General features: G+C 60.1%; 17 protein-coding genes and 1 pseudogene. 11 read left to right on the plus strand and 7 right to left on the minus strand.

Annotated elements, in window-relative coordinates; translation table 11 throughout:
* The 3 genes and pseudogenes from BUA94_RS23435 to fghA all read left to right on the plus strand — a co-directional run.
* A pseudogene (locus BUA94_RS23435) lies at positions 1-162 on the plus strand (S-(hydroxymethyl)glutathione dehydrogenase); the annotation flags it as partial.
* Between the two features lie 4 nt (positions 163-166).
* Positions 167-679: a GNAT family N-acetyltransferase gene (locus BUA94_RS21305; protein WP_073015408.1), complete on the plus strand. Its 513-nt coding sequence runs from the start codon at positions 167-169 to the stop codon at positions 677-679.
* Between the two features lie 13 nt (positions 680-692).
* The gene (gene fghA / locus BUA94_RS21310; protein WP_073015409.1) at positions 693-1,520 is read left to right on the plus strand and encodes an S-formylglutathione hydrolase; all 828 of its coding nucleotides are present in this window, start codon (positions 693-695) and stop codon (positions 1,518-1,520) included.
* A gap of 345 nt (positions 1,521-1,865) precedes the next feature.
* Here the strand turns inward: fghA and BUA94_RS21315 are convergent, their stop codons facing one another.
* The 7 genes from BUA94_RS21315 to BUA94_RS21345 all read right to left on the minus strand — a co-directional run bounded on the left by BUA94_RS21315 (position 1,866) and on the right by BUA94_RS21345 (position 9,032).
* Positions 1,866-2,945, minus strand: coding sequence for a lysophospholipid acyltransferase family protein (locus BUA94_RS21315; RefSeq protein ID WP_073015410.1), 1,080 nt, complete (start codon positions 2,943-2,945; stop codon positions 1,866-1,868).
* A 9-nt stretch (positions 2,946-2,954) separates the two neighbouring features.
* Complete coding sequence (locus tag BUA94_RS21320) at positions 2,955-4,352, minus strand: cytochrome P450 (protein WP_073015411.1); 1,398 nt, start codon at positions 4,350-4,352, stop codon at positions 2,955-2,957.
* A 93-nt stretch (positions 4,353-4,445) separates the two neighbouring features.
* Positions 4,446-4,832, minus strand: coding sequence for a DUF423 domain-containing protein (locus BUA94_RS21325; RefSeq protein WP_073015412.1), 387 nt, complete (start codon positions 4,830-4,832; stop codon positions 4,446-4,448).
* A gap of 278 nt (positions 4,833-5,110) precedes the next feature.
* Positions 5,111-7,153 carry a M3 family metallopeptidase gene (locus tag BUA94_RS21330; protein ID WP_073015413.1) on the minus strand — a complete coding sequence of 681 codons (2,043 nt, stop codon included), beginning with the start codon at positions 7,151-7,153 and terminating at the stop codon, positions 5,111-5,113.
* A 92-nt stretch (positions 7,154-7,245) separates the two neighbouring features.
* Positions 7,246-7,893, minus strand: coding sequence for an AAA family ATPase (locus BUA94_RS21335; protein WP_073015414.1), 648 nt, complete (start codon positions 7,891-7,893; stop codon positions 7,246-7,248).
* 104 nt (positions 7,894-7,997) lie between these two features.
* Entirely contained in the window at positions 7,998-8,396 is a 399-nt protein-coding gene (locus tag BUA94_RS21340; protein ID WP_073015415.1) for a DUF2306 domain-containing protein, read from the minus strand.
* A gap of 9 nt (positions 8,397-8,405) precedes the next feature.
* A complete protein-coding gene (locus BUA94_RS21345; RefSeq protein WP_073015416.1) occupies positions 8,406-9,032 on the minus strand; it encodes a pyridoxamine 5'-phosphate oxidase family protein in 627 nt (208 codons plus the stop codon).
* Positions 9,033-9,532: 500 nt separating this feature from the next.
* On the opposite strand from BUA94_RS21345, the gene BUA94_RS21350 reads away from it, so the two are divergent.
* From BUA94_RS21350 to BUA94_RS21385, 8 genes are all read left to right on the plus strand, one after another.
* Positions 9,533-10,879, plus strand: coding sequence for a substrate-binding protein (locus tag BUA94_RS21350; RefSeq protein ID WP_175558100.1), 1,347 nt, complete (start codon positions 9,533-9,535; stop codon positions 10,877-10,879).
* A gap of 101 nt (positions 10,880-10,980) precedes the next feature.
* Entirely contained in the window at positions 10,981-12,009 is a 1,029-nt protein-coding gene (locus BUA94_RS21355) for a branched-chain amino acid ABC transporter permease (RefSeq protein ID WP_073015506.1), read from the plus strand.
* A gap of 5 nt (positions 12,010-12,014) precedes the next feature.
* Positions 12,015-13,148, plus strand: coding sequence for a branched-chain amino acid ABC transporter permease (locus BUA94_RS21360; RefSeq protein WP_073015417.1), 1,134 nt, complete (start codon positions 12,015-12,017; stop codon positions 13,146-13,148).
* Positions 13,149-13,168: 20 nt separating this feature from the next.
* Entirely contained in the window at positions 13,169-13,924 is a 756-nt protein-coding gene (locus BUA94_RS21365) for an ABC transporter ATP-binding protein (RefSeq protein WP_073015418.1), read from the plus strand.
* Positions 13,921-14,700 (plus strand): ABC transporter ATP-binding protein, encoded by a 780-nt coding sequence (locus BUA94_RS21370; RefSeq protein WP_073015419.1) that lies wholly within the window; start codon positions 13,921-13,923, stop codon positions 14,698-14,700. The genes BUA94_RS21365 and BUA94_RS21370 overlap by 4 nt, the downstream gene beginning before the upstream one ends.
* Before the next feature lie 137 nt (positions 14,701-14,837).
* On the plus strand, positions 14,838-15,827 hold the full coding sequence (lhpI, locus tag BUA94_RS21375) for a bifunctional Delta(1)-pyrroline-2-carboxylate/Delta(1)-piperideine-2-carboxylate reductase (protein ID WP_073015420.1): 990 nt from the start codon (positions 14,838-14,840) through the stop codon (positions 15,825-15,827).
* A gap of 7 nt (positions 15,828-15,834) precedes the next feature.
* Positions 15,835-16,938, plus strand: coding sequence for a calcium:cation antiporter (locus tag BUA94_RS21380; RefSeq protein ID WP_208980191.1), 1,104 nt, complete (start codon positions 15,835-15,837; stop codon positions 16,936-16,938).
* A gap of 62 nt (positions 16,939-17,000) precedes the next feature.
* On the plus strand, positions 17,001-17,945 hold the full coding sequence (locus BUA94_RS21385; protein ID WP_073015421.1) for an alpha-1,2-fucosyltransferase: 945 nt from the start codon (positions 17,001-17,003) through the stop codon (positions 17,943-17,945).
* The last annotated feature ends 9 nt before the right edge of the window (positions 17,946-17,954 follow it).

A 17,954-nucleotide genomic window follows, 5' to 3' on the forward strand; every position in this document is an offset into this window, starting at 1 on the left:
GCCCGTGGCCGCACGGACGTGCCGAAGATCGTCGACTGGTACATGGACGGCAAGATCGAGATCGATCCGATGATCACCCACACCATGCCGCTCGACGACATCAACAAGGCCTTCGACCTCATGCATGCCGGAGAATCCATCCGCTCCGTCATCGTTTACTGAGATCATGGCTGACCTCGTGATCCGTCCCTTCGCCCCATCCGATTCGGATGGGGTCTGGGACATGCTGCAGCCGGTGTTTTCCGCAGGGGAGACCTATGCGATCGACCCTGCTATCTCCCGCGAGGGGGCGCTGGCCTATTGGCTGACTGGCCACGAGGTCTTCGTGGTCGAGGAGGAAGGTGTCTTTCTGGGCACCTATTTCCTGTGCCCGAACCAGAAGGGCGGCGGCTCCCATGTTTGCAATTGCGGCTTTGTCACGGCTCAGGCCGCGACCGGCAAGGGCGTTGCCCGGCGAATGCTGGCACACTCTCTGGAAGCCGCGCCTCAGCGCGGCTTCCGGGCGATGCAGTTCAACTTCGTCGTTTCAACAAATTCCCGCGCTGTCGCCATCTGGCAAAGCCATGGCTTCGATATTGTCGGGCGCCTGCCGGGGGCCTTCAAACATCCGGTCCATGGCTATGTGGACGCGCTTGTGATGTACAGGGATCTGACCGGTCCAGCTCCGGAAGCAAAGTGAAGGACGTTTCGTGATGCAAACCATTTCCGAAAACCGCTGCTATGGCGGTGTTCAGGGCGTCTACTCCCATGCCTCCAAGGTTTGCGGTGTGGACATGACCTTTGCGGTCTACATGCCGCCTCAGGCCAAGGATGGCCCGGTGCCGGTGCTCTGGTACCTGTCCGGCCTGACATGCACCCATGAGAACGCCATGACCAAGGCTGGCCTTCAGGAGCATGCAGCCGAATTCGGCATTGCGGTCGTGTTCCCGGATACCAGCCCGCGCGGAGAGGGCGTCGCCAATGACGACGCCTATGATCTGGGGCAGGGCGCCGGCTTCTACGTCAACGCCACCCAGGCCCCCTGGGCACCGCATTTCCGCATGTATGACTACGTGACGAAGGAACTGCGCGATCTGGTGCAGAAGAATTTCGCCGTCAACAGCCGTCATGGCATCACTGGCCATTCCATGGGCGGTCACGGTGCCTTGACGCTGGCGATGAACGAGCCGGATCTCTATCAGTCCCTGTCCGCCTTCGCACCGATTGCGCATCCGAGCCAGTCCGACTGGGGCCGCAAGCAGTTGTCGGCCTATCTTGGCGACGATGAAAGCCTCTGGGCTGCGCATGATGCGACCCTGTTGGTCAAGTCCAAGGGTTGGAAGGGCGACATCCTGATCGATCAGGGGGCAAGCGACCAGTTTCTTGATCTCCTGAAACCGGAAGCCCTGGCCGGGGCGCTGGCAGAGGCCCGCATCCCCTCGACCTTCCGGATGCAGGAAGGCTATGACCACTCCTACTATTTCGTCTCCACGTTTGGCTGGGACCACATGGCCTGGCACGCGGAACGTCTTCTGGGGTGATCCTGTCTCAGTGCAAGTCCCGGCTCATGTGCCGGGGCTTGCTCTTCAAGGCCCAACTTTCAATTCAGCATCTTCTCCGCAATAGAATCTCGCGGTTGTCTTGATCCAGTTACAGCTGAACCCGTTCGCAAGTCTCTGGCAATGAGTGGGCCCCGGATCTCCGCTGCGCTGCGTCCGGGGTGACATCCCTAGCTGGCTCACCGGTCACCCCGGGCGAGCCTTGCGAGACCCGGGGCCCAATCATTGCCAGAGCCTTGCAGCACCTGCTGTTCCGGTACAGCGTCCCGCGCAAGTTTGATCTGTTTCCGCTGAATTGTAGCAGGGCGTCTGGGCGATGGGGCGTCCCTATCTCTCGTCCGCTCTTGCCCGCAGCCGGGCAATGTGATCCTGCCGGGCCTGATCGTTTTCAAACCCTTCTGGCAATCGCAGTTCGGAGAGCATGTACCAGTGCTCGATATCCCGGAGCACCACTGGTTCAAAGACATCGTTCAGCCGATGGAGCGTCTCTTCGACCGGATACCGGGTCTTGGCATCGCTGGAAGGCGCAAGCGGGGGCTCGATAATCAGGTCAAAGCGGGAGCCCTTGCGGCGCAGATAGACAGGCAGGATCGTGCCGCCCGCCGCATTGGCAAGCTTGATTGCCACGACCCCGTTTCCCGCGTCTGGAACCGGGCGGCCGAAGAGCGGCAGATAGATCTGATTGTCCCGCATTTCATCGATGAAGATCATCAGGTTGGCCGCACCGCCCGTCAGCAGCCTGTGCAGGCGAAAGGCGCTCTTTTGTCCGGGCGGGAACAGATACTGGTTCCGTTTCCTGCGCAGGTTATAGACGATGCGGTTCTTGAAGCGGCAGGGCTCGGGCTGGAACGGGCCGGTGCAGGGGGGAGCAAGATCCAGATGAAAGGCGGTGAAGGCTGCTTCCCAGGTTCCCAGATGCATGGAGACGATGACCAGCGGTCCGCCAAGGGCCTTGGCAGCCTCCAGATGCTCGCGGCCGTGAACGGTTATCCGGCCCCGTGTCCAGATCGTGTTGGCCTTGGCGAACTCGGCCAGGGTGCTGCTGATGTTCTGCCACCAGCGGACCAGCGACTTTCGCTGCTCAGCCGGATTGTTTTTCAGCTCTGGCTGAAGCGCGAAGAGATTGCGGGCAATCCGTTTTGCAAAAATCCGGTTCTGAAACCGGATCCGGGCTGCATGAGACAAATGACGGCCGAAGGCCGTCACGAAACCGAACGGGGATGCCGCAAGCAACTGGTGTGTGCCGGTGTTGATCAGGCCCTGAAGGCTTGAGGCACCCCAGTACTTCCAGGCTCCCTTGCGCTTGACCGGGGTCTTGCCGAAGAGGTCCGCCAGCGCAGGTGCAGGCGGTTCTTCCGGCAGGGTTTCCTCAAACGGGATGTCTTGAAATTGCAGGGGCTTTTTCAAGATATGTGCTCAGGACCTTGCGCGCAGGATCATGGGCAGATCGTTGCCGGGCCGCAGGGTCAGACGGCAAACCGGCTGGATGTCTTCGCCCGGCTTGAGTTCCAGCGAGAATTTCGAGGCAAGGGTCGCCAGCGACAGGATCGATTCCGTCATGCCGAACTGCAGGCCGGCACAGATGCGCGGTCCGATGGAGAAGGGCACATAGCCGTATTTGTTCGGCCGCTTGCTGTCTTCCAGGAATCGCTCCGGCCAGAAGGCGTCCGGCTTGTCCCAGAGGTTCGGGTTGCGGTGCATGAGCCATGGCACCACCATGACGATCGACCCCTTCGGCACATGGGTACCGGACAGGGTGGCGTCTTCCATGGCCTGGCGCGCAAGGATCGGAACCGGCGGATAAAGACGCAAGGCTTCTTCGATGATCGCCTTGGTGTAGGGCAGGTTGGCGACGTCCGAGAAGGTCGGGATCCGGCCATCATCCAGCACCCGGTCCAGCTCCTCATGGAGCTTTGCGGCAACGCGCGGCGACTTGGACAGCAGAAACCAGGTCCAGGCCAGGGTGTTGGCGGTGGTCTCGTGGCCTGCCATGAAGATCACGGCTGCCTCGCTGCGGATGGCTTCACGCGAAAGCGGACGGCCATCTTCGTCGCGTGCTTCCAGCAGGCCGCCGATCACCGAGGCCTCGCCGCTTTCCTTCTGGGCGTGATAGCTGTCGATGATCTCGTCGAGGACGGAGAGGATCCGGTTGACCGACTGCTTGATGGCGCTGCCCCGGAAACGGGGCATCCAGTCCGGCAGGCCCAGCATGGACTGAATGTCGATCTGGTCGATGTGGCGCTGATAATCCGAAAAGCCCTGAACCACTTCCGAGGCGTAGTTGCCACCGAGGTTCCGGCCAAAGATCGTCCGGCAGATGATCTCTGCGGTCAGATGCGCCATTTCCTCCAGCGCATCGACTTCCGCGCCATCGCCCTTTTGCTCCCAGGCGGTCCGCGTCTCGGCGATGGTGTCGACCATGATTGGCGCAAAGCCCGGAACCCGGGAGCCGTGAATGATCGGAGCGACCACCTTGCGGCGCTTGCGCCAGGTTTCCGTGTCGCTGATGAACAGGCCGTCGCCCAGAAGCGGTTCCAGCGCATGGCGCATTTGCGGGCTCTTGCGCTGGAATGCCTGATGGTTCGACTGGAAGGCCTCATGCACCACATCCGGCTGATTGCAGATGAAGAGATGGGTGCGCAGCACCCGCTGGCTCATGAACCTTCGGGCAAAGTCCCGCTGCGACCAGATGGAGAGGAAATTCTTCCGCGCCAGGCCGATCAGCTTGATGATCGATGGCTGGGTTTCATGCCGGAACGGATAGGGCGGAATGAAATCTTCTTCGTCCGTGGGAATGGTCGCGTGGGCGGTCAAGGCTGGCCTCGTCAATCAGTATTCAAAAACACCCTCTCATAGCGTTTCCCGGGTGTCTTTGCATCCTTTCAAATAATCAGGGCCCTTTTCAGATCAGCGGGGGCGGACCCAGAAGGCGCTTGAGAGCGTGGCCAGCCAGGACAGGATCATCAGGCTGCCACCTGTCGGGGCTGCCATGGAGAAGAGCCTGTCGCCGAGCATCGCCCGCGACGTGAGATCTCCGCAAAAGAGAATGAGGCCACAGGTCATCAGGATGGCTGCGACCGGCAGGAGTGGGGCCTTCCGCATCTGGGACAGGGCGCCGATCGCCAGAAGGGCCGGGGCATGGAAGAGTAGCATTTCTGCCGCCAGGCGCAGGAGGCCGGTGTCGTCGAGATGGGCGGAGGCGGCCATCAGGGCAACGCCTGCGGCACCGGCCAGTCCGCCGAGGAACAGGCCGGCCCGGAAGAGCGGAGCCGTGAAGGATGTGTCTTGAGTCATGGAAGGAGAACCTCGGGAAAGAATGGTCCATCCCGCTAGAATGGGATGGAGCTGAGCATGATTACAAACCCCTCATTTCGTCATCCCGGACGCAGCGAAGCGGAGATCCGGGACCGGCGGGCCGAGGTGTTGCGGTCGTCAACTATTTGTAACCGGTAACCTTCGGGCTCACCGGTCCCGGGTCGCGCTACGCTTGCCCGGGATGACTATCGAACGGTTTTACCTTTGTCAGCAGTCTGTGGCCCACCCCGGTCATCGGGATGGGCCCTGGATATGTCTCAGGCTGCGAGGCCGCGGCGCTCCAGAAGCGCGTCGATCTTGGGCGCCCGTCCGCGGAAAGCCTCATAGGCTTCTGCCGGATCCGGCTTGCCGCCTGCAGAGTAGATGTTGGTGTAGAGCCGTTCTGCGGCCGCCGGGTCGAAGACGTTGCCGACTTCCTCGAAGGCCCCGAAGGCATCCGCATCCATCACTTCCGACCACATATAGCTGTAGTAGCCGGCCGAGTAGCCTTCCCCTGCAAAGGCATGGGCAAAATGCGGGATCCGGTGGCGCATGGTGATGGAGGACGGCATGTCCAGTTCGTCCAGCGCCTTGCGTTCATACTCAGTCACATCAAGGCCTTCCGGCTTTTCGATGAGATGGAGATTCAGGTCGATCAGGGCGCAGGAAGTGTATTCCACCGTGGCAAAACCCTGATTGAAATTCTCTGCCGCCTTCAGCTTGTCGAGCAGCGCCTTGGGCATTGGCTCGCCGGTCTTGTAGTGGGTCGCAAAGCGCGACAGCACTTCCGGCTGGCCCAGCCAATGCTCATAGAGCTGGGAGGGAAGTTCCACGAAATCACGGGCAACGGAAGTGCCGGAGATCATCGGATAGGTCACATTCGACAAGAGCCCGTGCAGGCCATGGCCGAACTCATGGAAGAGGGTGCGGGCATCGTCAAAGGTCAAAAGGGTCGCTTCACCAGGCGCGCCCTTGGAGAAATTCATCACGTTGACGATGATCGGGGTCACGTTGCCTTTCAGCTTGTGCTGCGAGCGGAAGGCGCTCATCCATGCGCCGGAGCGCTTGGAGGGGCGGGCAAAGTAGTCGCCGAGGAAAAGCCCGGCGTGATTGCCGTCCCGGTCCTTCATTTCAAAGACGCGCACATCCGGATGGTAGACGGGAATGTCCTTGCGCTCTTCAAAGGTGACGCCGAACAGCTTCGTCGCCGTATCGAAGGCGGCGTCGATGATCCGGTCGAGCTGCAGATAGGGCTTCAGCTCAGCTTCATCGAGGTCGAACTCCGCCTTGCGGACCTTCTCCGCATAATGGCGCCAGTCCCAGGGGGCAATCTGGAAGTTGCCGCCTTCAGCGCGGGCTGCTTCCGTCAGCTTGGCTTCTTCTTCCCTGGCGCGGGCGAGGGCAGGCGTCCACACCTTGGTCAGAAGCTCGCGAACGGCTTCGGGCGTCTTGGCCATGGTGTCGTCGAGCTTGTAATGGGCATAGCTGGCAAAGCCCAGCAGATGGGCCTTTTCGTTGCGCAAGGAAAGCGTCTTTTCGACAGTCTCGCGGTTGTCCGTTTCCCCGCCGCCTTCGCCGCGCGCGCTCCAGGCCCGGAAAGCGGTCTCGCGCAAGGGGCGGTTGGTGGAGAACTGCAGGAAGGGTTCGATCAGGGATCGGGACAGGGTGATGACGTGTTTGCCGTCCAGTCCACGCTCGCGGGCGGCCTCCGCAGCGGCAGCAATCAGAAAGTCCGGCAGACCTGCAAGATCTGCTTCGCCTTCCAGAACCAGTTTGTAATCTGCTTCGTCCTTCAGGACGTTCTGGGCAAAGCTGGTGCCGAGGGTCGCCAGCTCCTGCGAGATCTCGGCAATCCGGGTCTTGCCGTCTGCATCGAGCCCTGCGCCAGCGCGTTGGAACATCTTGTGGTACCGCTCAAGCACCTTCAGGGCTTCTGTGTCGAGGCCAAGGGTCTCCCGGGCGTCCCAAAGCGCATCGACACGCTTGAACAGGGCTGCATTCAGCACGGTTTCCGATCCATGCTTGGCGAATTTCGGCGCCATTTCCCGCTCCAGAGCCTGTAGCTCCGGATTGGTGTGCGCACCGGTGAGATTGTAGAATGTCCGTGCCGCGCGGGACAGGCGCTCACCAGCGGTCTCCAATGCCAGGATCGTGTTCTCGAAGGTCGGTGCTTCAAGGCTGTCCGCGATTGCATCGATCTCTGCCCGGGACTCGGTCATGCCAATGTCGAAGGCTTCCTTGAAATGGGAAGGCGTGATCTCGGCGAAGGGGGGAACTTCGAAGGGCGTGGACCAGTCAGCGAGAAGCGGATTGTGAGACATGTGGTGTCTTTAGCCTTGTTCGTTCGGGCCCAAGGGAAAGGGCCGCGAGGGTTTGACGATGTCTTTGTCCGGTCGGAAAACCGGTCTGCCCATCAAGATAGAGGCTCGTGCCGGGCTCTCCAACTGCCTGTTTCGGTTTGCCGCAGTCTTTCAAGGGTTTCCATCACGAAAGCGACGCGCTCCGAGACGGGCGCTGCTGGAATGAGCTGTAAGCGGTAGCCGAGAGAGCTGTAGGCTGCGGTCAGGGCTTCGTATTCCCGGAGGGCTTCTGAAAAGTCCTTCTGCCTCTCGCCATCATCCTCGTAGATCTCGGGCCATGGTGGGGTCATCAGGACCACGGGGCAATACCTGTAGATCTCAAGCATCCTCAGAAGATGCGCCGGCGTCTCCAAACTCCGGTAGGCAAGGTAAGACACCACGTCGACCAGAGACCGGTCGAAAAGTACAGGCTGTCCGTTTGCGGGCAGGGTGTCCGGGGAAAGGCTGTTGAAGTGAAAGGCATAGCGGGAGGCCGCGAGTTCGACGAAACGCATGGGGTCGACCCAGGGCAGGCCGGTTCCGCCGATGGCCTCTTCTTCGCGGACGATCTGCCGGCCTGCTTCCGGTATGACATGGCAGCCAGCCTCGGACAGAGCCGACAGGAGTGTTGATTTTCCCGAGCCGGAACATCCTGACAAGACGACCATGCGGTTACTGCCGCTCAGGGAAGGATTGCCTGCAATATATTGATCTTCGTGCATGGGGTTCCGGGGGGATAAGGTTCGAAAGATGGGCCGCTTGCTTCAACAGGTCAGGCCGTGACCCAGCCATTTTCTGTTTTGCCCGAGGGCGACGGATCGCGCTTTCACGCTCCGAACAGCACCTGATGCATGATCCGGCCGGGCAGGAGCGTGAAGATCCCGGCGACGATCAGCGCCCAGAAATACAGGGAGCGCATGAGGGCCCGGTGAGTTGCGATCTTGCCGGACCGGGCAGCCAGGATGGCTCTGGGAACGGCTATAAGCGTTGCGATCGACAGTATGTGGATGGGGCTGAAAGGCCCGATCAGGCGGATTTCGTGAATGAACAGGCTGGATGCGGCTGTCCAGAACATCAAGACGATCCAGAGATAGCCCGAGGTCTTGTGAAGCAGTGTTCCCTTCGGCAAGGCGAGCTGAATGGCGCCGAAGAGGAGTGCTGCCACTGCTGCGGCCGCATGGGTTGCGATGACAGGGCCCGCCTCGAGCAAGGGTGTCAATGTCATCGCTGCCTCCTACCACATGGTCTTGGCGGCCCGGCCCGGCCATTCATCGTCATAAGACTTGCCGTTCACTTCACCGGAGGACATGTCTTCCAGGATCTGTCCGGGGGTGGGCAGAGTGGCAGGGTCGATATGTTTCGATGTGTCCCAGAGACCGGCTCGTAGAACGGCCCGTCCGCACTGGAAATAGATTTCTTCGACGGTGATGATGGTGACGCTGCGAGGGGATTTGCCGTCCATGGCGAGGCTTTCGAGCAAGTCCGGATCGGCTGAGAGCTTCGCCTTGCCGTTGATGCGCAGGGTCGAATGGGATCCGGGGATGAGCATCATCAGCGCGACCCGCGGGTCCCGCACGATGTTTCGCAAGGAATCGATCCGGTTGTTGCCGCGCCGGTCCGGCATCAGAAGTGTCTTCTCATCCTGGATCACGAGGCAGGTGCCGGCATCCCCGCGTGGAGAGCAATCGAGCCCTTCCGGTCCGCTGGTGGCAAGAGCGCAAAATGGCGAGGCTTCAATCATCCGGCGGTAGGCAGGAGTGACCCGGTCGGCCACCTTGGCTGTGGAGGCGATGCCTGGGTGGCCATAGAGAGCTTCGAGCTGGTCGAGAGAGTCGATCAAGACTGGGGAGGGCAATGTCATCTCCGGGATTCGGGAGGAAGTCAAGCAGGGCGTGAAGGGTATCCCCGTGACCGGGGCGTGCCAAGGTCGTGCCTATGTGAAGTCAGGACTGATTGTGAAGGGAAATCTGTCTCAACCTATAGAAGTTTAGTCTAATAGACTTTAGAATAATAAGAGAATTTTGCGTTGCGGAACTTATGTAGTTTGTATGTTGCGATGCGTTACGTGGTTGCTTGAAAGTCAATGTTTTATTCGGTTTTGAAAATTTTGCGCTGCGAAGATAGGTCTATTTATTTCATTCTCCATCTATTTTTTGAAGAAAATGCGACAAAAATCCGGATGAAGCACGTCGATAGTCGTATTGCGATGATGAAGTCCTCCTTTCTACAGTAATGGCAGCTTGCATTCCTTGTGGCTGAGGGACCGGTTTCCGGTTGGGAAAGTTGCCATGGGGTGCGCTGGCGGCCTGCGGATGTGCCGCAGGTATCCATGTAGGCTACGGGCCTTTCTGGGAGGAAAGCATGACCCTTATTCGTAAACCGCTTAGCCGTCGTTCCATTCTGCGTTCCGGCGCAGCTGGCGGCCTTGTTCTTGCCACCCCGACCATCTTTACCAGCCGCGCCTGGTCCGCTGGCTATTTGAACGAGCCGACGGGCGACACCGTGACTTTCGGCTTCAACGTGCCGCAGACCGGCGCCTATGCCGATGAAGGCGCAGACGAGCTGCGCGCCTATCAGCTGGCCGTCAAGCATCTGAACGGTGAAGGCGACGGCGGCATGCTGAGCACCTTCTCGTCCAAGGCCCTGGGCGGAAACGGCATCAACGGCAAGAAGGTCGCCTTTGTGACCGGTGATACCCAGACCAAGTCTGATGCTGCCCGTGCGTCTGCCAAGCGCATGATCGAGAAGGACGGCGCAGTGATGATCACCGGCGGGTCGTCCTCCGGCGTGGCAATCGCTGTTCAGTCCCTGTGCCAGGAAGCTGGCGTGATCTTCATGGCGGGTCTGACCCACTCCAACGACACCACCGGCAAGGACAAGCGGGCCAACGGTTTCCGTCACTTCTTCAACACGGAAATGACCGGCGCTGCACTGGCTCCGGTGCTCAAGAACGTCATGGGTGCCGACCGCCGTGCCTATCACCTGACCGCCGACTACACCTGGGGCTGGTCCCAGGAAGAGTCGATCAAGAAGTACACCGAACAGCTCGGCTGGGAGACGGTGGCTGCCGTCCGCACCCCGCTCGGCGCCGGCGACTTCTCCCAGTACATCACGCCGGTTCTCAACTCCGGTGCGGACGTGCTGGTCCTGAACCACTACGGCAAGGACATGGTCAACTCGCTGACCCAGGCGGTTCAGTTCGGTCTGCGCGACAAGATGGTGAACGGCAAGCAGTTCGAAATCGTTGTCCCGCTCTATTCCGAGCTGATGGCTCAGGGCGCCGGTGAGAACGTCAAGGGCATCCTTGGCTCTTCCAACTGGGACTGGAAGCTTTCCGACGCAGGCACCCAGGCCTTCACCAAGTCCTTCGGCCAGGAATATGGCTTCCCGCCGAGCCAGGCAGCTCACACCTGCTATGTGCAGACCCTGCTTTATGCAGACGCCTGCCAGCGGGCCGGCACCTTCATGCCGAGCGAAGTGGGCAAGGCGCTCGAGGGCTTCGAGTTCGATGGCCTGGGCAACGGCCCGACCCTCTACCGGGCTGCCGATCACCAGTGCTTCAAGGACGTTCTGGTGGTGAAGGGCAAGGAAAACCCGTCTTCCCAGTACGATCTGCTGGAAGTGGTGGAAGTCACGCCGCGCGCTCAGGTCGAGTATCCGGCCGAACTGCTGGGTGGTGAGCTGGGCTCCTACAACAACGGCGTCTGATCGCCCTTTTACCCTGACGGCCGCCCGGCAGGGCGGCCGTTCCTTATTCCCGGTGTGAAAGTGCCGGGGTGGTCTCTGGTCAGCAAATGGCGGCAGATCCGATGGATGTCTTTCTTCTTCAATTGCTAAACGGGCTGGACAAGGGCGGCGCCTATGCGCTGATCGCCCTCGGCCTCACTCTCATCTTCGGCACGCTCGGCGTGGTGAACTTCGCCCACGGGGCCTTGTTCATGCTGGGCGCCTTCTGCGCGGTCTCCTTCAACAAGCTGATCACGCTGCAGAAAATCATCATCGACCCGACAAAGACCACTGCCTGGGGGACGCCGCTGGAAGTGCGCACGCCTTATGCGGAAGCGATGTTCGGAGACTTCGGCCAATGGCTGGTGAACTATTCCGTTCCCGTGTCCATCGTTCTGGCAATTCCGGTCATGCTGATCATCGGTTTTGTCATGGAACGCGGCCTGATCAAACATTTCTACAACCGGCCCCATGCGGATCAGATCCTGGTGACTTTCGGGCTCGCGATCGTCCTGCAGGAGGTCATCAAGACCTTGTTCGGTGCAAATCCGATCCCGCAGTCCGCACCCGATGCGGTGCGCGGTGCAGCTGACATCGGTGCGATGCTTGGCTTCCAGGCCGGCGCGATCGTCTATCCCTGGTGGCGCATGGTCTATCTGCTGTTCTCCGCCGCGATCATTGCGGGCGTCTTCGCCTTCCTGCAGTTCACAACCTTCGGCATGGTGGTTCGTGCCGGCATGGCCGACCGTGAGACAGTTGGGCTGCTGGGCATCAACATCGAGCGCCGTTTCACCATCGTCTTTGCGATTGCCGCGGTCGTCGCAGGCCTTGCCGGGGTGATGTATACGCCGATCCTGCCGCCGGACTATCACATCGGCATGGAGTTCCTGGTGCTTTCCTTCGTCGTGGTCGTCGTCGGCGGGATGGGCTCGCTGCCGGGCGCGGTTGCCGCCGGGTTCCTTCTCGGCATCCTGCAGTCCTTTGCCTCCATGAATGAGGTCAAGGATGTCCTGCCGGGTATCGACCAGATCATCATCTATCTTGTTGCTGTGGTTATTCTTCTCGTGCGTCCGCGCGGGCTGATGGGCCGCAGGGGTGTCATGGAGAACTAAGAACAATGAGCGCGACACCAACTCCCACCCGCGATCTGCTGATGTTTGTGGTCTTTGCCGCAGCTGTGCTGACCATGCCGATGTGGCTTGCCCCGATTGGGGCAGGCTATCCGGATCTGCTGCAGAAGTTTGCGATCTACGGCCTGTTTGCCACCGGCTTCAACCTCCTCTTCGGCCTGACCGGCTACCTGTCCTTCGGCCACGCGGCCTTTCTCGGGGTCGGATCCTATACGGCGGTCTGGACGTTCAAGCTCCTGGGCATGAACCCAATTCCGGCAGCCATCATGGCTATTGCAGCTTCCGGTATTTTCGCAGTTGCCATCGGTTTCGTCTCGCTGCGCCGTTCGGGCATCTACTTCTCGATCCTGACGCTCGCCTTTGCGCAGATGTCCTATAACCTTGCCTATTCGGTGCTGACCCCGATCACCAACGGTGAAACGGGCCTCAGGGTTCTGCGCAGCGATCCGCGTCTGTTTGATGCGGCCGGGCAGGGCGATGGTCCGCTGGTTTCGACCCTCTTCGGCATCGAGATGAGCGGCTATCCGGGCTTCTACTTCTGCGCCGTTCTGCTGATCATCGGCTTCTTCATTGCACAGCGGATCTTCCGCTCGCCCTTCGGCACCATGCTCCGGGCCGTGAAGTCCAACCAGAACCGGATGAACTACACCGGCTTGAACCCGCGTCCCTACACCCTGGCCGCCTTCGTCATTTCCGGCATGTATGCCGGTCTGGCAGGCGCGCTGCTTTGCATCACCGATCCGCTGGCCGGTGCCGAGCGCATGCAGTGGACCGCGTCGGGTGAAGTGGTTCTGATGACCATCCTTGGCGGCATGGGCACCTTGCTTGGGCCCATCCTCGGCGCCGGCCTCATCAAGTATTTCGAGAACATCTTCTCCGCGTTCAACGAGCAGACCCTGCACAGAATCTTCGGCTTCCTTCCGGACTTTTTGGAAACGCCCGTGGTTGCGATCACCAGTCTGTTCGTTGGGGAAGGCTGGCAACTGACACTTGGCGTGCTCTTCATGCTGATCGTCATCTTCCTGCCGGGCGGCATCATGGAAGGCTTCAGCCGGATCGGGCGGATGTTCCGCCGGTCCTCCGGCGCGAAGGGCTCCCATCAGACTGCACCTGCCGAATAACGCCGGGAAAGGGAACGACAATGGAAATTCTCAAGGTCCAGGGCGTCAACAAGGCCTTCGGTGGTCTCAGAGCCCTCAACGACGTGAACCTCTCCGTGGAAGAGGGAACCGTTCACGCCATTATCGGCCCGAACGGGGCGGGCAAGTCTACCTTGCTCAACTGTTTCGTCGGCCGACTGATCCCGGATACCGGATCGGTCATGTTCGGCAACACCTCTCTCATCGGCCTCAAGGCGCATGAGATCAACCAGGCCGGTGTGTCGCGGGTGTTCCAGACGCCGGAGATCTTCGGCGATCTGACGCTTCTGGAAAACATCATGATCCCGACCATGGCCCGGCGGGATGGCGAGTTTGCGCTGAAGGCGTGGGGCAGAGTGGATCAGGATGCGGAGATCCGCGACCGTTCCATGCACATGCTGGAAGATGTCGGCCTTGCCTCCAAGAAGGATATGATCGCCGGCAGCCTGTCGCGTGGTGACAAGCGGCGGCTGGAACTGGCCATGTGCCTGGTCCAGGATCCAAAGCTGCTGCTTCTGGACGAGCCCACCGCCGGCATGTCCCGTGCCGACACCAACAACACCATCGATCTCCTGAAGCGGATCGGTGAGCGGGGCATCACCAAGATCGTGATCGAGCACGACATGCATGTGGTGTTCTCTCTGGCAAACAAGATCAGCGTTCTGGCTCAAGGCACTGTCATCGCTGAAGGAACACCACAGGAAATCAAGGGCGATCCGCGCGTTCAGGAAGCCTATCTCGGAGGAGCGCATCTATGACCCTATTGGATGACAAGCTGGCTGGCCGCTCCGCTCCGGGCGTGGCGCCGGTGAAGCCTCAGGGCGGCGCGCCCGCCTTCTTCTCTGCCTGGGATCTTCACGCCTATTACGGCGAGAGCTACATCGTTCAGGGCGTGCGTTTCGATGTCCGGGAAGGCGAGATCCTTGCGCTTCTTGGCCGCAACGGGGCAGGAAAGACCTCAACCCTGCGCACTATCGCGCGGATGGACAATCCGCGTCTGACCCATGGCGAGATCTGGCTGGATCATCAGCCGCTCCATGAGATGAAGAGCTTTCAGGCAGCCCGTTGCGGGGTTGGCCTGGTGCCTGAAGACCGGCGGATCATTCCGGGACTGACGGTGCAGGAAAATCTTGAACTGTCCCAGATTGCCGAGCCCAAGGGCTGGTCGATCGAGCGGATCTACGATCACTTTCCGCGACTGGCTGAACGGCGCAACCAGGAAGGCATCACCATGTCGGGCGGCGAGCAGCAGATGCTCGCCATTGCCCGGGTGCTGGCGCGGGACATCAAGCTGCTGCTGCTGGATGAACCTTATGAAGGTCTGGCTCCGGTCATCGTGCACGAGATCGAACGTATTCTCGAAGGGGTGAAGGAACTCGGCATCACCACCATCATCGTGGAGCAGAACGCCATCGCCGCCCTGCATCTGGCGGATCGTGCCGTCATTCTCGACATGGGCGAGGTCGTCTTTGACGGCGCTGCCCAGGAAGTGCTCGATAATGCGGAACTGCGCCAGGAGTATCTGGCGATCTGATCCGGCGGTTTGCGCGAGTTCCCCGCAGCACGGCCTGCGGGAACTGGACGCGACTCACCAACAAGACGTGCTAAGGAAAGCCGGTACCTTCAGGTGCCGGCTTTTCTGTTTCCGATTGCAATCCGGAGTTCCGTCCCATGCTGACCCTTTCTGCCGAAGAGACCCGCAATGCCTTGCCGTATGACCGGCTGATCGAGGCCTTGCGGTCCATGTTCAAGGCAGGATGCGTGATGCCCTTGCGCCACCATCACCAGATGGAGGTCCCAGGCGAGGCCGAGGCGACCTTGTTGCTCATGCCCGCATGGGTTCCGGGCGCTTACTCCGGGGTCAAGATCGTCAATGTCATGCCGGGGAATTCCGAAAGGGGATTGCCTGCGGTGGCCGCTCAATATCTGCTGTCCCACGGCCGGACCGGCGAAATGCTGGCTCTTGTGGATGGGGGGGAACTGACGGCCCGGCGGACGGCGGCTGCCTCCGCCCTTGCTGCGGACTATCTTGCCCGCAAGGATGCTTCCCATCTCGTGATTGCCGGAACGGGCCGTGTTGCCGTCAGCCTGGCTGCTGCTCACAAGGCCGTCCGGCCGATCAGCAAGGTAACGGTCTGGGGCCGGTCCCTGGCCAAGGCGGAACTTGCAGCATCTGACATTGCGCAGACCTGCGGCGTCGAGGCACTGGCCAGCACCGATCTTCAGAGTGCTGTTCAGGCCGCGGATATCGTCAGCGCGGCGACGCTTTCGCAAGACCCCTTGATCCAAGGCTCCTGGCTGCAGCCGGGCACCCATGTCGATCTGATCGGAGCCTTCCGCCCGGACATGCGCGAGAGTGACGATGAAGCCGTGCGCCGCAGCTCGGTCTTTGCCGACACCCGCGAGGGGGCGAGCAAGGAAGGCGGGGATCTGGCGCAGCCCCTGAAATCCGGTGTCTTGCAGCCAAAGGATGTTTTGGCAGATCTTTACGACTTGTGCCGCAATGATCACCTGGGGCGCCGTTCCGGCGATGAAATCACCCTGTTCAAGTCGGTCGGGGCAGCGCTTGAGGACCTTGCCGGCGCAGTGCTTGCCTATGAAACAGTGGTGTCGGAGCGGGGCCAGTTGGGATTGAACATGCGCGGGGCCAAGGCGCATTAAAGGGGGAATGATGAGCACCTTCCGGTATGAGCTGCCTTCTGTCGTCGGCTTTCTGCTCTTCGGTGTCTTTCACATCTTTGCCGATCGGCTTCATCCGGAGACGGTCGGTCTGACCGTGTCTCTGCTTTTGCTGGGTGTGCTGTTTTTGGTGATGATGTGGTGCTCCTTCTCCGTCGTGCGCCATGCGGGCGGTCTTGCGACGCTTCTCGGCGAGCCCTATGGCACGCTGATCCTGACCCTGGCGGTTACGGGCATCGAGGTGGCGCTGATTTCGGCGGTGATGCTGTCCGGCGACGCCAAGCCGACCCTTGCCCGGGAAACGATGTTCTCGGTTGTCATGATTGTTCTCACCGGGCTTGTGGGGCTGTGTCTTCTGCTCGGCGGATTGCGCCAGAAGGCGATGGAATACAATCTTCAGGGCGCCAACGCCTTCCTGTCGGTGCTGATCCCGTTGGCCGTCATTGCCCTGGTGCTGCCGCGCGTGACACCATCAGCCCCGGGCGGCGAACTCTCCACCCTGCAGACCATCTTCGATATTGCCATGTCAGTGGTGCTTTACGGGGTGTTTCTGATCATCCTGACCAAGACCCACAGCGATCTCTTCCAGCAGCCGGGGGCGAACCCTGGCGAGGAAGATCATCACGGCGGCGCGGTGCGCTCCGTCGGCTATCATGTGGCCGGTCTCTTCGGCGCCTTGCTGCCGATTATCCTGCTGGCGGAAACCCTGGCCGAATACGCGGAGCATGGCATTCACGAGATCGGGGCCCCCGTCGCTCTTGGCGGCTTCCTGGTTGCCGTTCTGATCCTGATGCCGGAAGGCGTGAGTGCCATCAAGGCGGCACGGGAGAACAAGCTGCAGCGGGCGGTCAACATCTGCCTTGGCGCAGCGCTTGCCACCATTGGCCTGACAGTGCCTGCGGTACTTGCCATCGGCTGGTTGACGAACAAGACCGTCGAACTTGGCCTCGATATCGAGGACATTGTTCTTCTGATCCTGACCTTGTTCCTGAGCTCGGTGACCTTCGGCAGCCGCCAGACCAACTACCTGCAGGGCGCGGTCCATCTGGCCCTGTTCGGGGCCTATGTGATGATGATCTTCGATCTGGCCTGATCTTGTGTCTTGGTTTGCAACTGTTGTAAACGGAGCTCCGGAATCCTGGAGCCGTGGCCTGAATGTTCAAAAGTATTCTCGAGATTGTCCTTGGAAAATTCTCCGTAATCCACATCAATGGCGGATTGGGTAATCAGCTTTTCCAGTATGCAATGGGCCGCAAATTCGCCTTGGAGAATGACGTCGATCTATATCTTGACTTGATGGAGTTCGAGAGAAAAAAGAAGAAATCGCGCAAAGGTCCCGGCGGGCGCGATTTTAATCTGTCTAAGTTCAGAATTGTGGCTGAGCCGTGCGATCAGGTCGTTTTGACACGCACCCTTTTTCCGGCGAACAAGTTCGGGAAAAAGGCTCTGAAGCTGAGGGAGCGCCATTCTTCCTACAGGCGTCGTTTGGTTCTTGAGAATGTGTCTGAGGGACTTCCAAACCTCGAGAACGCCGCTCTGCCTCTCTATCTCAGTGGATACTTTCAGAACTACCGGGTTCCTTTTGCCATCCGCGAGCATTTGCTCGAAGAACTCAGCCTGAAGGAGCAGTTTGCGCCATCGGGAGCTCATTTGGCGCGTATCCAGAACGAACAAAGCGTTTCGGTTCATATTCGTCGTGGGGATTATCTCACGAGCAATTTGCCGGATGAATTCGGTGTCTTGTCCGTGGACTATTACTTGTCTGCGATGGAGTTGGTCAGACAGCGCCTGGAAAAGCCGAGCTTCTTTGTTTTCTGCGAGGACGTCGACTGGGCACAGGACGTTCTGGGAGGCTTCAGCGACGTGACGATCATGGATCCTCAGGCCCCGGAGCACGACATGGCAATAATGTCGTATTGCAGGCACCAGATCATTGCGAATAGCAGCTTTAGCTGGTGGGGAGCGTTTCTAAACCGAAACCTTGGTCAGATCGTCATTGGTCCTTCAACCTGGTTCCGGAATGGATCAATCCCGATTGACGTCATTCTCCATCCAAACTGGATTCGGCACATGCCGGAGAATGGGCGGCTCTTTACTTGAAACGGGCTG

The organism is Roseibium suaedae, assembly GCF_900142725.1.
Lineage (GTDB): Bacteria > Pseudomonadota > Alphaproteobacteria > Rhizobiales > Stappiaceae > Roseibium > Roseibium suaedae.

Bases quoted from the DNA above. Each gene is read 5' to 3' on its own strand.
- BUA94_RS21340 (WP_073015415.1), bottom strand. From the start codon at position 8,396: ATGACATTGACACCCTTGCTCGAGGCGGGCCCTGTCATCGCAACCCAT.
- BUA94_RS21385 (WP_073015421.1), top strand. From the start codon at position 17,001: ATGTTCAAAAGTATTCTCGAGATTGTCCTTGGAAAATTCTCCGTAATC.
- BUA94_RS21335 (WP_073015414.1), bottom strand. From the start codon at position 7,893: ATGCACGAAGATCAATATATTGCAGGCAATCCTTCCCTGAGCGGCAGT.
- BUA94_RS21370 (WP_073015419.1), top strand. From the start codon at position 13,921: ATGACCCTATTGGATGACAAGCTGGCTGGCCGCTCCGCTCCGGGCGTG.
- BUA94_RS21355 (WP_073015506.1), top strand. From the start codon at position 10,981: ATGGATGTCTTTCTTCTTCAATTGCTAAACGGGCTGGACAAGGGCGGC.
- BUA94_RS21380 (WP_208980191.1), top strand. From the start codon at position 15,835: ATGATGAGCACCTTCCGGTATGAGCTGCCTTCTGTCGTCGGCTTTCTG.
- BUA94_RS21305 (WP_073015408.1), top strand. From the start codon at position 167: ATGGCTGACCTCGTGATCCGTCCCTTCGCCCCATCCGATTCGGATGGG.
- fghA (WP_073015409.1), top strand. From the start codon at position 693: ATGCAAACCATTTCCGAAAACCGCTGCTATGGCGGTGTTCAGGGCGTC.
- BUA94_RS21360 (WP_073015417.1), top strand. From the start codon at position 12,015: ATGAGCGCGACACCAACTCCCACCCGCGATCTGCTGATGTTTGTGGTC.
- lhpI (WP_073015420.1), top strand. From the start codon at position 14,838: ATGCTGACCCTTTCTGCCGAAGAGACCCGCAATGCCTTGCCGTATGAC.
- BUA94_RS21350 (WP_175558100.1), top strand. From the start codon at position 9,533: ATGACCCTTATTCGTAAACCGCTTAGCCGTCGTTCCATTCTGCGTTCC.
- BUA94_RS21345 (WP_073015416.1), bottom strand. From the start codon at position 9,032: ATGACATTGCCCTCCCCAGTCTTGATCGACTCTCTCGACCAGCTCGAA.
- BUA94_RS21365 (WP_073015418.1), top strand. From the start codon at position 13,169: ATGGAAATTCTCAAGGTCCAGGGCGTCAACAAGGCCTTCGGTGGTCTC.
- BUA94_RS21325 (WP_073015412.1), bottom strand. From the start codon at position 4,832: ATGACTCAAGACACATCCTTCACGGCTCCGCTCTTCCGGGCCGGCCTG.
- BUA94_RS21330 (WP_073015413.1), bottom strand. From the start codon at position 7,153: ATGTCTCACAATCCGCTTCTCGCTGACTGGTCCACGCCCTTCGAAGTT.